Origin of the sequence: Fusobacterium massiliense (assembly GCF_900095705.1) — a bacterium.
Lineage (GTDB): Bacteria > Fusobacteriota > Fusobacteriia > Fusobacteriales > Fusobacteriaceae > Fusobacterium > Fusobacterium massiliense.
The window spans coordinates 593,876-608,512 of record NZ_LT608327.1 but is presented as its reverse complement, the minus strand read 5'-3'; the positions used below and the strand labels follow the sequence as shown (position 1 = coordinate 608,512).

16 protein-coding genes are annotated in these 14,637 nt (G+C 28.7%); 6 read left to right on the top strand and 10 right to left on the bottom strand.

What is annotated here, in order from left to right; translation table 11 throughout:
• Nucleotide 1 precedes the first annotated feature (1 nt).
• Both atpD and atpC read left to right on the top strand, forming a co-directional pair.
• Nucleotides 2-1,390, top strand: coding sequence for a F0F1 ATP synthase subunit beta (atpD, locus tag BQ2505_RS07245; protein ID WP_074017098.1), 1,389 nt, complete (start codon nucleotides 2-4; stop codon nucleotides 1,388-1,390).
• Between the two features lie 10 nt (nucleotides 1,391-1,400).
• Complete coding sequence (atpC, locus tag BQ2505_RS07240; protein WP_074017097.1) at nucleotides 1,401-1,805, top strand: ATP synthase F1 subunit epsilon; 405 nt, start codon at nucleotides 1,401-1,403, stop codon at nucleotides 1,803-1,805.
• Nucleotides 1,806-1,975: 170 nt separating this feature from the next.
• On the opposite strand, the gene BQ2505_RS07235 is transcribed toward atpC, so the two are convergent.
• From BQ2505_RS07235 to BQ2505_RS07225, 3 genes are all read right to left on the bottom strand, one after another.
• Nucleotides 1,976-3,115: a glycerate kinase family protein gene (locus tag BQ2505_RS07235; protein WP_074017096.1), complete on the bottom strand. Its 1,140-nt coding sequence runs from the start codon at nucleotides 3,113-3,115 to the stop codon at nucleotides 1,976-1,978.
• Nucleotides 3,116-3,127: 12 nt separating this feature from the next.
• Nucleotides 3,128-4,387 carry a GntP family permease gene (locus tag BQ2505_RS07230; RefSeq protein ID WP_074017095.1) on the bottom strand — a complete coding sequence of 420 codons (1,260 nt, stop codon included), beginning with the start codon at nucleotides 4,385-4,387 and terminating at the stop codon, nucleotides 3,128-3,130.
• Nucleotides 4,388-4,553: 166 nt separating this feature from the next.
• Entirely contained in the window at nucleotides 4,554-5,069 is a 516-nt protein-coding gene (locus BQ2505_RS07225; RefSeq protein ID WP_074017094.1) for a nitroreductase family protein, read from the bottom strand.
• 307 nt (nucleotides 5,070-5,376) lie between these two features.
• On the opposite strand from BQ2505_RS07225, the gene BQ2505_RS07220 reads away from it, so the two are divergent.
• From BQ2505_RS07220 to BQ2505_RS08740, 4 genes are all read left to right on the top strand, one after another.
• Nucleotides 5,377-5,748, top strand: a complete 372-nt coding sequence (locus tag BQ2505_RS07220) for an ArsR/SmtB family transcription factor (protein WP_074017093.1) — start codon at nucleotides 5,377-5,379, stop codon at nucleotides 5,746-5,748.
• 1 nt (nucleotide 5,749) lies between these two features.
• On the top strand, nucleotides 5,750-5,965 hold the full coding sequence (locus BQ2505_RS07215; protein WP_074017092.1) for a heavy-metal-associated domain-containing protein: 216 nt from the start codon (nucleotides 5,750-5,752) through the stop codon (nucleotides 5,963-5,965).
• A 17-nt stretch (nucleotides 5,966-5,982) separates the two neighbouring features.
• Entirely contained in the window at nucleotides 5,983-7,824 is a 1,842-nt protein-coding gene (locus BQ2505_RS07210; protein ID WP_074017091.1) for a heavy metal translocating P-type ATPase, read from the top strand.
• A gap of 442 nt (nucleotides 7,825-8,266) precedes the next feature.
• A complete protein-coding gene (locus BQ2505_RS08740) occupies nucleotides 8,267-8,443 on the top strand; it encodes a hypothetical protein (protein WP_154662209.1) in 177 nt (58 codons plus the stop codon).
• Nucleotides 8,444-8,618: 175 nt separating this feature from the next.
• Here BQ2505_RS08740 and BQ2505_RS07205 read toward each other — a convergent pair whose 3' ends face one another.
• From BQ2505_RS07205 to BQ2505_RS08735, 7 genes are all read right to left on the bottom strand, one after another.
• The gene (locus tag BQ2505_RS07205) at nucleotides 8,619-9,410 is read right to left on the bottom strand and encodes an HAD-IIA family hydrolase (protein ID WP_074017090.1); all 792 of its coding nucleotides are present in this window, start codon (nucleotides 9,408-9,410) and stop codon (nucleotides 8,619-8,621) included.
• A gap of 14 nt (nucleotides 9,411-9,424) precedes the next feature.
• The gene (locus tag BQ2505_RS07200) at nucleotides 9,425-10,711 is read right to left on the bottom strand and encodes a TRAP transporter large permease (RefSeq protein ID WP_074017089.1); all 1,287 of its coding nucleotides are present in this window, start codon (nucleotides 10,709-10,711) and stop codon (nucleotides 9,425-9,427) included.
• 11 nt (nucleotides 10,712-10,722) lie between these two features.
• Nucleotides 10,723-11,196: a TRAP transporter small permease gene (locus BQ2505_RS07195; RefSeq protein ID WP_074017088.1), complete on the bottom strand. Its 474-nt coding sequence runs from the start codon at nucleotides 11,194-11,196 to the stop codon at nucleotides 10,723-10,725.
• A gap of 81 nt (nucleotides 11,197-11,277) precedes the next feature.
• Complete coding sequence (locus tag BQ2505_RS07190; protein ID WP_074017087.1) at nucleotides 11,278-12,300, bottom strand: C4-dicarboxylate TRAP transporter substrate-binding protein; 1,023 nt, start codon at nucleotides 12,298-12,300, stop codon at nucleotides 11,278-11,280.
• 325 nt (nucleotides 12,301-12,625) lie between these two features.
• Nucleotides 12,626-13,189 carry an elongation factor P gene (gene efp, locus BQ2505_RS07185; protein ID WP_074017086.1) on the bottom strand — a complete coding sequence of 188 codons (564 nt, stop codon included), beginning with the start codon at nucleotides 13,187-13,189 and terminating at the stop codon, nucleotides 12,626-12,628.
• A gap of 2 nt (nucleotides 13,190-13,191) precedes the next feature.
• Nucleotides 13,192-14,247: an elongation factor P maturation arginine rhamnosyltransferase EarP gene (gene earP, locus BQ2505_RS07180; protein WP_074017085.1), complete on the bottom strand. Its 1,056-nt coding sequence runs from the start codon at nucleotides 14,245-14,247 to the stop codon at nucleotides 13,192-13,194.
• Between the two features lie 2 nt (nucleotides 14,248-14,249).
• Nucleotides 14,250-14,618 (bottom strand): hypothetical protein, encoded by a 369-nt coding sequence (locus BQ2505_RS08735; protein WP_074017084.1) that lies wholly within the window; start codon nucleotides 14,616-14,618, stop codon nucleotides 14,250-14,252.
• Between the last annotated feature and the right edge of the window lie 19 nt (nucleotides 14,619-14,637).

Sequence of the window (14,637 nt, the reverse complement as noted above, 5' to 3'; positions counted from 1 at the left end):
AGTGAACAAAGGAACTATAACACAAATTATAAGTGCCGTTGTGGACGTTGCTTTTAAAGATGAGTTGCCTGCAATATATAATGCTTTAAAAGTAAAATTAGATGATAAAGAACTTGTACTTGAAGTTGAACAACACTTAGGGAATAATGTTGTAAGAACAGTTGCTATGGATTCAACTGATGGTTTAAAAAGAGGAATGGAAGTTATAGACACAGGAAAACCTATAACTGTACCAGTAGGAAAAGCTGTATTAGGAAGAATATTGAATGTTTTAGGGGAACCTGTTGATAATCAAGGGCCACTTAATGCAGAAACATTCTTACCTATTCATAGAGAAGCTCCTGAGTTTGATGACTTAGAAACTGAAACTGAAATTTTTGAAACAGGAATAAAAGTTATAGATTTATTAGCTCCATATATAAAAGGGGGAAAGATAGGTCTATTTGGAGGAGCAGGAGTTGGAAAAACAGTTCTTATAATGGAACTTATCAACAACATTGCTAAAGGACATGGAGGAATTTCAGTTTTTGCAGGAGTTGGAGAAAGAACAAGAGAAGGAAGAGACTTATATGGAGAAATGACTGAATCAGGAGTTATTTCAAAAACAGCTCTAGTTTATGGTCAAATGAATGAGCCACCTGGAGCAAGACTTAGAGTTGCTTTAACTGGTCTTACAGTTGCAGAAAACTTTAGAGATAAAGATGGTCAAGACGTACTTCTATTTATAGATAATATATTTAGATTTACTCAAGCTGGTTCAGAAGTTTCAGCACTATTAGGAAGAATACCGTCAGCCGTTGGATATCAACCTAACCTTGCAACAGAAATGGGAGCTTTACAAGAAAGAATAACATCTACAAAATCAGGATCTATAACATCTGTTCAAGCTGTTTATGTACCTGCAGATGACTTGACTGACCCTGCACCAGCAACAACATTCTCACACTTGGATGCAACAACAGTTCTTTCAAGAAATATAGCTTCATTAGGAATATATCCAGCTGTTGACCCATTAGATTCAACATCTAAGGCCTTATCAGAAGATATAGTTGGAAGAGAACACTATGAAGTTGCGAGAAAAGTACAAGAAGTATTACAAAGATATAAAGAACTTCAAGATATTATAGCTATACTTGGTATGGATGAATTGTCTGATGAAGATAAATTAACAGTATCAAGAGCAAGAAAAATTGAAAGATTTTTCTCACAACCTTTCTCAGTTGCAGAACAATTTACAGGAATGGAAGGAAAATACGTTCCAGTAAAAGAAACTATAAGAGGATTCAGAGAAATATTAGAAGGAAAACATGATGATATTCCTGAACAAGCATTCTTATATGTTGGAACAATTGAAGAGGCTGTTCTTAAAGCAAAAGAATTAGCTAAATAAGGAGGGACTGATGCCTAGTTTAAAAGTGAGTGTTGTAACTCAAATTAGGAAAGTGCTAGAAGAGGAAGCTGGATATCTAAGACTGAGAACATCGGAAGGAGATATTGGAATACTTCCTAATCATGCTCCTTTTGTTGCAGAGCTTTCTTATGGAAAAATGGAAATAGAAAGTCCTGATAAAACTAAAAGAGATGCATATTTTATTACAGGTGGTTTTTTAGAAATTTCAAATAATGAGGCAACAATAATAGCTGATGAAATTTTTACATCTGATGAAATTGATCTTCAATTTGAAGAAGCTGAACTTGAAAATCAAAAGAATTTTTTAGAAAAGGCTTCTGCTGAAGAAAAGAAAAAGATTGAAAAAAATATAAAAATTTTTCAATCTAAGATAGATTTTAAAAAAAATTTATAATAAAAAAGTCTCTTGACAGCCGTATGAGTTCTACGAGCTCAATAAACACAGGCTCTTCGAACTAATACGGATGTCAGAGACTAATAAGTATTTAAATTTATACTTTCTTATAGAATGAAAAAAGCTGTTGCAAGGTTCAATGAAGAGCAACAGCTTTTTTATCTAAAAAATTATTTTCTTAAAGAAAATTTAAAAAATCTAGCAATATTTTCAGCAGTCTTTTCAAGATTTTCTTTTCCATTTTTTAGAGCATTTTCTAACGTATCAACACCTTGCATAATTGAAAAAATAGCATCAAAACCATAATCATATAATATCTCTATATCTTTCCCAACATTTCCAGCAAGAGTGATATTGGGGATATTATATTTTTTAGCTACTGTAATAACTCCATAGGGAGTTTTTCCAAAGCGAGTTTGAGCATCAATACTGCCTTCTCCAGTTATTACAAGATCTGCATTTTTCATTTTTCTATCTAGATCTGTATATTCTATTACAATATCAATACCTTTTTTTAAATTAGCAGAAAGAAAAGCCATAAGTCCAGCTCCTAATCCACCAGCAGCTCCAGAACCTGGAACATTTTCAATATCGATATTCAAATTTTCTTTTATAATTTTGGCATAATGTCTTAAATTTTCATCTAATATTTTAACCATTTCTTCAGAAGCACCTTTTTGTCTGCCAAAAATATTAGAAGCACCATTTTCTCCAGTTAAAGGGTTTTGAACATCACAAGCAACGATAAAATTGACATCTTTTATTCTACTATCTATTTCAGAAAGATCAATTTTAGTTATTTTAGATAGTTCTCCTCCACCAAAACCTATTTGTTTGTTGTTTTTATCTAATAATTTTCCACCTAAAGCTTGAAGCATACCAGCCCCACCATCGTTGGTTGCACTACCACCAATACCTACTAATATAGTTTTAACTCCCATATCCATAGCTTTTTTTATAAGTTCACCAGTTCCATAAGTTGTAGTAATCATTGGATTTCTTTTATCTCTAGGAACTAATTCTAATCCACTTGTACTAGCCATTTCTAAAATAGCAATATCATTAGAACCTAATATTCCAAATTTAGATTGAATTTTATTTCCTAGAGGATCAGTAGTTTCAACATAATAAATCTTTCCATTTGTAGCATCGACAAGAGATTGAGTAGTACCTTCTCCACCATCAGCCATAGGAACTTTTATATATTCGGCATTAGGAAATATTTTTTTCATACCTTTCTCAATTGAAATACAAGCTTCATGAGCTGTCATACTTTCTTTAAAAGAATCTGGAGCGATTACAATTTTCATATTAAACCTCCATTAAAAAATAATACCATAAATAATAGTTGAGACAATAGTTAAAGTAAGACCAACTATAGATTCAAATGGAATTAGTGCTAATCTTTCTTTCATATCCATATTTACACTTCCACCAGTTGCGTGGAAAAAACTTCCATGAGGTAAGTGATCTAAAACAGTAGCACCAGAATGTATCATAGCAGCTGAACTAATTGGAGATAGCCCTAAATCAAGTAAACTAGGACCAAAAACTTTACTTCCAACTGCAGTTCCAGCCGTTGTAGATGCAGTAGCACCTGACATTAGTATTCCAGCAAGTGGAGCTAACAAGAATGCTGGAGCACCAGTAGATGATAAGAAGTTTTCTAATACAGTTTTTAGGTCAGAATTTGCTATAATTCCAGATATAGTACCAGTTCCAAGTAACAATATAGCAACACCAATCATTTTTCCAAGTCCAAAAACACAATATTCATTGAAATGTTTTAATTTTCCCATAAATAAGCAACCGATAAAACCACCTAAAGGCAGAGCAATTAAAGGGTCTATAACTATTCCTGCTATTGGTCTTAGTGATAAAATTATAATAGCAACCAAAGGACCTAAAATTGCAGCAAAGAAACTAGGACCTTCGTCACCTTCAGAGCTAATATTAATTTCATTTTCTTTAATTTCACTACCTTTTTTTGTAAGGGCTCTAGCTATAATTATTGTAACGATAATACCAAAAATAGCAGGAATTATACCTGCAGCCATAACAGATGTCAAAGGAAGGCTAAAAGCATCTGAAGCAGCTATTGCATTTGGGTTAGGTGACATAATGTTTCCAGATTTTCCTCCTCCAATCATCGCAATTAAAACAGCTGTTCTAGATAAATTTGTTTTTTTAGCTATTGCCATTGCTATTGGAGCAACAGTGATTACTGCAACATCTATAAAAACACCAACCATAGTCAAAATCATTGCAGAAATAACTATGGCAATTACAGCTTTAGACTCTCCTAATTTACTAACTATAGTCTCTGCAATTTTTTTTGCAGCACCTGTTTCAATTAATACTCCTGCTAATACTCCAGCAGTAATAATTCTTAAAATAGCAGGAATCATACCTTGAGCTCCAGAAATCATAAGTCCAACAGTTTCTGTTATATTAGCTCCACCAACAAGCCCTCCAACAATAGAACCTAAAATTAGAGAGTATGCAGGATTAACCTTTCTCATTATAAGAACTATTGCAACGACAAGACCAATTATAGCACCTAATGCACTTACAGTTACCATAAAAAACCTCCTATGTTTATAATATTATAAAAATAAAAAAATCTCTTGAGAGCCGTATGAGTTTTACGAGCTCAATGAATATAGGCTCTTCGAACTAACTCAGACGTCAGAGACTAATTTTGCTGTTTAATTTTATACTTTTCTTATAGAATAAAAAAATCATTTTTTATAAAATTTTAACTAATTCATTGTTAGATCTACGAATTTGATGAAGTTTAGATGGTCTATCATCTTCTCTGTGATATCCTAAACTTAAAACAGCAACAATTTCGACATTATCTGATATTTCTAGATTTTTTTTAACTGTTTCTGGATTCATTCTACCAATCCAACAAGCTCCAAGCCCTAATTCTTCTGCCATTAACAACATATGAGTCATAACGATAGAAATATCAATTTCTCCACTTTCTTTATCTCCGTTAAAATCATTTTTCCAAACTTCATCTTTGTTATATCCACAAACTAAATAACAAGGAGCTTTAAAGTCATAAGCAAAATCTTTCATTAATTTTTCTTTAGCTTTTTCACTTTTTACAACATAAATTCTTTGAGGTTGATTATTGTGAGAAGTTGGAGCAAGTCTACCAGCTTCTAAAACCTTATCAAGAACTTCTGAATTTAATTCTTGAGTAGAGTATCTTCTACAACTATATCTGTTACCTATTAATTTTAATAAATCCATAAAAACCTCCTAAAATATTTTATATTCTATATTATAATACATTTTAAAATTTTTTTAAATATTGTTAAGTAGAAAGTTTATAAAAAAACTTGACAATTGAGTACATATTCAATTATAATATATACAGTTGAATAGATATTCAATTATAAAATTTAAATGACTTTTTTATTCCATAGAAAAGTATAAGTTAAAATAGCAAAAATTAGTCTCTGTCGTCTGTATATTAGTTCGAAGAGCCTGTTTTTGTTAAGCACGTAGAACTCATACGGCTATCAAGAGACTTTATTTAATATAAGAGGTGAAAATATTGGCAAAAAATACTGCAAGTTGTGATTGTGATTGTGTCCATTCTGAAATTGTTGAGAAAACGAGAAAAAATTTCCCGAAGGATGAACTTTTAGGAGATTTATCAGATTTTTTTAAAGTTATTGGAGATGGAACCAGAATCAAAATACTTTGGGCTTTAGATTCTAATGAAATGTGTGTATGTGATATTGCAAACCTATTAAATATGACAAAATCTGCAGTTTCACATCAATTAAGAGGATTAAGAGAGGCAAATTTAGTTAAATTTAGAAAATCTGGAAAAGAAGTTTTTTATTCCTTGTCAGATAATCATGTTAAAGAAATATTTGAACAAGGATTGATACATATTCAAGAAAAAAAAGGAGAGGAATAATATGAAAAAAGTATTTAAATTAGAAGGTTTGGATTGTGCACACTGTGCTTCTAAAATAGAAGGAGAAATAGCAAAAATAGAGGGTGTAAAATCTGTTATAGTTAATTTTATGACAACTAAATTAACTTTAGAAAGTGAAAATATGGAAGAAGTTGTAGAAAAAGTTAAAAAACTTGTAAAAGATATAGAACCAAATATAAATATAATAAAAGCATAGTAGAAAGAGAGAAAAAAATGAAGAAGAAAGAATTAACTCTTGTTTTAGGAGCAGTATTATTTTCTATTTCAATGTTATTAAGAAATTCAAATCAATATTTACAGCTTATATTAATTATAATTAGTTATGTAATTATTGGAAAAAATGTTATTTTTAAATTTGTGAATAATATAAAAAGAGGAAATTATTTTGATGAAAATACTTTAATGACGATAGCAACGCTAGGAGCTTTTATGATAGGAGAATACCCTGAAGCTGTTGTTGTAATGTTATTTTATGAAGTTGGAGAATTATTTCAAAGTTATGCAATTGGAAAATCAAGAAAATCTATTGCAGAGTTAATGGATATTAAAGCTGAGTATGCAAATTTGTATAAAAATAATGAAATAATGCAAGTTGAGCCAGATGAAGTTCAAATAGGAGATATTATAGAGATAAGACCTGGAGAAAAAGTTCCACTTGATGCAGAAATTATTGAAGGGGAAACAACAATTAACACATCTCCATTGACAGGAGAATCTATACCTTTAGAAGCTAGAGAAGGGACCAAAATTTTAAGTGGCTGTATAAATATTAATGGTGTCATTAAAGCAAAAGTAACTAAAGAATATTTTGACTCTACTGTAAACAAAATTTTAGATTTAGTTGAAAACTCTGTTGCAAAAAAATCAGAAACAGAAAGATTAATGACAAGATTTGCAAAAGTCTATACTCCTATTGTTGTAATTTTAGCTATATTATTGGCTATATTTCCTCCAATAATATTAGGAGATTACAATTTTAAAATGTGGATTTTTAGAGCTTTAGCTTTTCTTGTTGTTTCTTGTCCGTGTGCTTTTGTCTTATCTATTCCATTGAGCTTTTTTAGTGGTATAGGAGCAGCATCAAGGGCTGGAATCTTAATAAAAGGTGGAAATTATTTAGAAAGTCTATCAAAAGTAGATAGAATTGTATTTGATAAGACAGGAACCTTAACTAAGGGAATTTTTAAAGTTCAAAAAATAGTTCTGTATAATGATAAGTACACAGAAGAAGAAACCTTAAGATTAGTAGCTTTTGCTGAGTCCTCATCTAATCATCCAATAGCAAAGTCTATTGTAAAATATTATAATAAAGAAATTGATAAAAGTTTAATACATTCAGTAAAGGAAGTATCTGGAAAGGGTATTGAAGCAAGTATAGAAAATAAAATAGTTATGATAGGGAATGAGAAGTTAATTTCCGTTCCAAATAATTTTTTGAATGAAGAAATAGGAACAGTTTTGTACATTCAAATTGATGGACTTTTTATAGGGTACATATTAATATCAGATGAATTAAAAAAAGATACTAAAGAAACTATAAGAGATTTGAAGAAAATTGGAATAAAAAAGACTATTATGCTTACTGGAGATAGGAAAAATATAGCTAATTATATTGGGAATGATATAGAAATAGATGAGATTTATTCAGAACTTCTACCTCAAGATAAAGTAGATATATTTGAAAAAATAATATCAAAAAATAACTCTAAAAGTAAGATCGCTTTTGTTGGAGATGGAATAAATGATGCACCAGTTCTAGCTAGAGCTGATATTGGTATAGCAATGGGAGCTATGGGTTCTGATGCAGCTATTGAAGCAGCTGATATTGTTATTATGAATGATGAACCTAGTAAAATAATAACAGCTATAAAATTAGCTAGAAAAACTATAAAAATAGCAAACCAAAATATGTTAGTAGCTTTTGGAGTAAAAGTTCTTGCTTTAATACTAAGTGCTTTAGGGATTGCAGATATGTGGATGGCAGTTTTTGCAGATGTAGGGGTAACAATAATAGCTGTTTTAAATTCATTTAGAGCTTTAAAAATAGATAAATAGTCGATATATAAGAGTTTTTAATTCTATAGGAAAGTATAAATTTAAATGCTTATTAGTCTCTGACGTCCATATTAGTCGAAGAGCCTGTGTTTATTGAGCTCGTAGAACTCATACGGACGTCAAGAGAGACTTTTTTACTATTGATTTTTATAATCTTATACTATATAATATGAATATATCAACAGAAGAAGGGAGATGTGTTAAATGTTCTTAATCCGTAATAAAAATTTGACTGCAAATAAAACAGATGTACACATCTGTCTTGGGAATATTTATTTTTATTCATTGACTTAGATTGAAAGTAATATAAATGTACTGAAGTGTAGTTTTATCATTACTGATAGTAGAATAAGTTGCTTATGTTCTAGATTTTTATTATTAAAAATCTGTTTTGACATGCTCTTTTATTTTACTTTTATAAATTTAAGTTGAGGAGAATAAAATGAAAAAGATATTAGATAGTTATATAGAAAATGTTATAGAAATGAAAAAAGATGAAGTTAGAAGTAAAGTAGGAAATTTAATTAGAATAGAAGAAATGATTGATGAATTTAAAAGTTTAAATTTGTCTGAAGAAAAAGTTTGTGAAATTGTTGGAATTATAAAAAAATATATTTAATAAATATGAATGGTGTATCTAGAATAGATACTCCATTTTTACTTTATAAGGAAAGTATAAATATGAATAGTAAAATTAGTCTCTGACGTCCGTATCAGTTCAAAGAACCTGTGTTATTGAGTCCGTAGAACTCATACAGATATCAAGAGATTTCTTTATTTATAATAAGAGAATATTAAATTTTTTCTTTAAGTTCTTTTACTGATTGAAAAATAAAATCAGGAATATAAGGGCTTTCTTTTAACATCTTTTCATCAGTTTCACCGCTCATAACTAAAATTGAAGTTAAATTGTTATCAATTCCTGTTCTGATATCAGTATAAAGTCTATCTCCGACCATAGCCAATTCTTCTCTTTTCAAAGAATATTTATCAATAATAGCATCTATTATATGTCTATTAGGTTTACCAATCACTACAGGTTCTTTTCCTGTTGAAGCTTTTATAAATGCCATCATAGCACCGGCATCTGGCATAAACTTTCCACCTTCTAAAGGACAATTAAAATCAGGGTGAGTAGCAATATATTGAACACCATTAGCAATATATTCACAAGCTATCCATAATTTTTCATAAGTTAAAGTAGTGTCAAAACCTAAAACAACAAAGTCTATTTCTTGATTTCTATCTTTAATAAGTTGGAATCCTTCTTTTTCAAATTCTTCTTCTAAATCTTTAGTTCCTAATAAAAAAACTTTAGCATTTTTTTTAATATTCGAAAGATATATAGTAGTTGCTTCTCCAGAAGTAAAAATATCTTCTCGATTAGCTTCTATGCCTAATTTATTTAATTTTTCAACATATTTATCTTTATTTTTTGATGAGTTATTTGTCAAAAAAATATATTTTATATTTTTATCTCTTAAAGTCTTTAAAAATTCTTTAGCACCATCAATTAGTTCATTACCAAGATAAATAGTTCCGTCCATATCTAGTAAAAAACACTTTATATTTTGTAGATTTTTCATAACTTCTCCTAATCTTATCTAAATAAATTTGGGATAAATAATGCTATTGATTCTGAATAAGTTACAACGAATAATACTATAAGAAGAGCAACTATAAAAGGCCATACCTCTTTTAAAAACTCTTCCAAGCGTACGCCAACAATAGAGCATACAGTGAACATCATAGAACCAAAAGGTGGAGTTAATCCTCCGATCATAATATTTACTATAAATATAACTCCAAAATGTAAAGGATCTACACCCAATGCTTTTACAGCAGGAACCAATAATGGAGCAAGTATTACAAGTGCTGCTCCTCCTTCTATAAACATTCCAACAAATAATAAAAGTAAGTTTATAACCATTAATAAAACTAATTTATTATCTGTAAAGTCCATTAATGCTTGAGTTATAAATTGAGGAATTCTTTCAAGTGTCATATAATAACCAAAAACTTTAGCAGAAGCTATTATTATCATAACAGCACCAGTACTTTTTACAGTTTCCATTAAAATTATTGGTATATGATGTAATTTTAATTTTTTATAAACAAAGAAACCAACTAAGAAACAAAAGAAAACAGCAACTCCTCCTGCTTCAGTAGGAGTAAATATACCTATTCTCATACCCATTATGATTCCAAATGGTATAGCTAAAGCCCAAATTGATTTTATTGTTTGTTTAGCTATTTCAATAGGACCTGCCATTCTTTCTCTTGAAGGCTCATAGCCTCTTTTTTTAGAAATAATATAAACTGTTATCATCATAGAAACAGTCATTAAAATTCCAGGGGTATATCCTGCTAAAAACATGTCTCCAACTGGAACATTGGCAATTAAAGCATATAATATTAAGTTTGTTCCAGGAGGGATAACAGGACTTACTGCAGATGAAGCTGCGGTAACAGCAGCTGAAAATTCTTTAGAAAATCCTTTTTTTATCATTTCTGGAACTAAAATTTTTGATTCCATAGCAGCATCTGCATTTGCTGAACCAGAAATTCCACCCATCATAGCACTTAAAAGACAGTTTACTTGTGCAAGACCTCCCTTCATATGACCAGCTAAAACTTCTGCCATATTCATAAGCTCTTCACTTATTCCTGAATAATTCATAACTGAACCAACCATTATAAAGAAAGGAACTGCTAGATATGGGAAAGATTCAACGGATGTAACAAATTGTTGAATAACCATGTCCATAGACATTGTTGTGTTTAAAAATATAAAATAAAATAAAGCTGATCCCATTAAAGCAAAAGCAATGGGAATATTTAAAAAGAATAAAACGAATAATACTACAACTGGATATAATGCTTCCATATTTTCCTCCCTTATTGATTAGCTTTTGTTAGAAATGCTTTTTTAAAACTTTCTATCGTAAAAATGATAGAATAAAGTGTCATAAGAGCAAAACTAATGACAATTGCAAAGTTAATATAGCCATAAGAAAGTTCCAAGGCAGCAGTAATTTTTGAAGAACTACTTACATAAGTAAAACTAAATATACACATAAGTCCACTTAGAATAGTTAGTAAAATATATGTTAAAAATTCTACTATATCTCTTATTTTTTCTGGTAAAAGAATTACAATAGCTTCAACCCCTATAAGACCTTTTTCTCTATAAGCAGCTGCAGTTCCTAAAAATATTGTCCAGACAAAACAACCAACAGCAATTTCTTCAGTCCAAAAATAAGTAAACTTTAAAAAATATCTTGTAAATACATTCATTATTACAACGATAGTTGTAACACTAATAAATATACTACCGATATATAGTTCAATCTTTTTTAAAAAATCTTTCATATGTACTCCTTAATTTATGAAAAGGGCTGTTATAACAACAGCCCTAGTATTTATTATCATATTCTGTTATTGATACTAATATTATTTTCCGTTTTTAATGTCTTCTCTAATTTGTTTTAAGTTTTCCATAATTTTGTCATAAATTCCTGGAGTCCATTTAGGGAACATTCCATATACAGGAGCAACAGCTTTGTTGAATGCTTCAGCATCTACTTCATGGAAAGTAACTCCATTGTCTTTTAATTTTTGAGCATATTCATCTTCTAATTTTTGAGTTTCAGTTAAATTGTCTTGAGCACCGTTATCAAATTCTTCTTGAATAATAGTTCTTTCTTCATCACTTAAACTATCCCAACATTTTTTAGAGATACATACAGCTGAAACACCTAATAAATGACGAGTTAAAGAATATTCTTTAACATTTTCATATTGTTTAGTTCCATAAAAACTTAAAATAGACCCTTCAAGTCCATCTATAACACCTTGTTGTAATGCAGCGTAAGTATCAGGATAAGGCATAGCAACAGGGTTTCCTCCCATAGCTTCAACAGTAAATGTGTATAATTGGCTAGTAGGTACTCTTAATTTAAGTCCTTTCATATCTTCAGGAGTTTTTATAGGTTTTTTAGCTTCGATATTTCTGAAACCAAATAACCAATCCAAAGATAGTACTTTAATTCCTTTTTCAAGAGCTTGAGCATTTAAATCTTGAACTAATGGAGTTTTAACCATTCTTAAGTATTCTTCAAATGATTGATATAACATAGGTCCTGTAACAGCATTGTAATCAGGAATATAATCTCCTAAGAAATTAACTCCATCAACTAAAATCCAATCTGATCCGTTTGCAACTTGTTCCATACCATCTTTACCAATAGGTAAAGTTCCACTAGTAAATAATTGAAGTTCTAGGCTACCATTACTTCTTTTATTGATTGCATCAACAACTTTAACTAAAGATTTTGCTGTTTGTTCATCATCAACGAATTTTGTAGTAACTTTAATAACTCTAGCTTCTTTTTTTTCACCTTCTTTTTTACCACCACAAGCAACTAAAAGTAATAAGACAGTTGAAAGCATAATTAAAGATAAAATCTTTTTCATAAAATCCTCCCTATTATAATTTTATATCTAATTATATTAAAAACACTTTTTATTCAAAAGATATGCTTTTAATACATCATTTTAATGTTATCATACATATTTTAAAGTGTCAATATATTAAGATATAAAATTTGATTTTTTTTTATCTATTTTTGTACATTTTTTAATCATAAATAAAATTTGTTGATAAATAAAAAATTCTAGGAGTTCAATGAATACAGGTATTTTGAATTAATACGGACGTCAGAGACTAATTTTAGCTATCTTTCCTTATAAAAAAATAAAAAGAGGGTTAAAAATCCCTCTTTAGATAAGATATTTTTTATTATTTCTTTACTCTTTCAACATATTCGTTGTTTCTAGTATCTATTTTAATCCATTCTCCTTGTTCAACGAATAAAGGAACTTGAATTTCAAATCCTGTATTAATTCTAGCAGGTTTCATAACTTTTCCAGAAGTATCTCCTCTTAATCCAGGTTCAGTGTAAGTAATTTCTCTTTCAACGAAAGTTGGTAATTCTATTGCAACTGGAGTTGATTCATAGTAAACAACTTCTAATTCCATTCCTTCTTCAAGATAATTTAGGGCATCTCCTAAATCTTCGCTTTTTAATTCAATTTCTTCCCAAGTTTCTGGGTTAGAGAATACATAAGATCCTCCATTTTCATACGAATAAATAGCTTTTACTTTGTCTAATTTAATATCGTCCATTTTGTCGTCAGCTTTATAAACAGAATCTGTCATATTTCCTGATATTAAATTTTTCATTTTAAATTTTACAACAGCAGCATTTCTTCCTGACTTGTTGTATTCAGCTTTAAGTACAACGAAAGGGTCATTTCCTATTTTAATTGTACTTCCTGCTCTTAATTCTTGTGCAATTTTCATTATTAATTTCCTCCTATATTTTCTATAAATGTTTTAAATTTATCTATTAAATTACAGTTTTTTATTAAATACTTGCTATATTCTATATTATGATGTTTTATTTTATCATAATTCTCAAAAAAATATGAAAAATTATTTTTATTTAAATTATAATCTAAAAATTCTTTTTTCAATTTCATATCATTTGGACAATATAATTCTAAAAAGCTATTTAATTTTTGTAGATGTATATTTTCTTCTTGAGGGTAGATGTGCCACAAAAATGGAACTCCTAACAATAGTGCTCTCCCCAAGCTATCTTCACCTCTAACAAAATTAAAATCACATATAGCTAAAAGTTCTTCGTATTTATCATAAGTGAGAAAAGGTAATTTAACAAATTCTATTTTATCATAATAATCATTATTATCAAAATATTTTATAAAATTTTTTTGAGTTTTTTCACTTAAAATAAATAATAGAATTTTTTTATTTAATTTTTTTAAATACTCAATAAAAATATCAAAGTTTTTTTCATAAGAAAATATTGAACCAATGATATCATAATCATCTTTAAAACCTAGTTCTAACAAGATATTTTTTTTATTTTTCTTAGCATTTTGAGTTCTTTCCAAAAATTCTTTATCTAAAATAAGACCACCACTTTTTTCAGATAAACCTGGAATGTAGAAAAACTTTTTTATATTTTCTCCCATAAAAGATTCTTGTAAATGAAAACTATCCACCCATTCTTCACAAGAAAAATATTCAAGGTTAATGATTAAAGTTTTCTTTTTAGAATTTCTTATTTTACTCATATAATTTTCTGGAATATTGCAAGCAAAAGTTTCTATAACAAGCTCAGCAGGTTTGTTAAGACTTTTAATTTCATCAAAAGTAAAAATTGGAATGTAATCAGATTTCTTTATTAAATTTATTTCAGATGTTTTATTTACAATAAATCTAATTTTTTTATTTGGATAAACTCTAAATAATTCTCTTGCAAACCTATAAGCTACACCAACATCTCCATAATTATCAATAACTTCACAAAAAATATCAACACTATTTATATTCATTTTTAATTTTGTCTTTCTTGTTTATGTCTTTTTTTTATATTATCTTCTTTTATTGATTTTGAACTTTTATTGACAATATTTTCTTTATTTTCTTTTTTTTTGTTTTCACTTTTTATGTCATTAGATTCATTAATATTTGCATGAGTATTTTCATTTTGTATATTTTCAGATATATTTGCTTCTTCTTTTTTAATTTCTTTTATTTCATCATTTTTGTTAGTTTCTTTTTTATTGTTTAAACTTATATTTTTACTAGCAGATGTTCCAATAGAGATACCACTACCACCTAAACCAAAAGAAGTTCCTAAACCAATAGTACATGCATTACCTAGTATTACGGTAGCCAAAAGTAATAAATAAATTTTTTTCATAATATTTTATCTTCCTTTC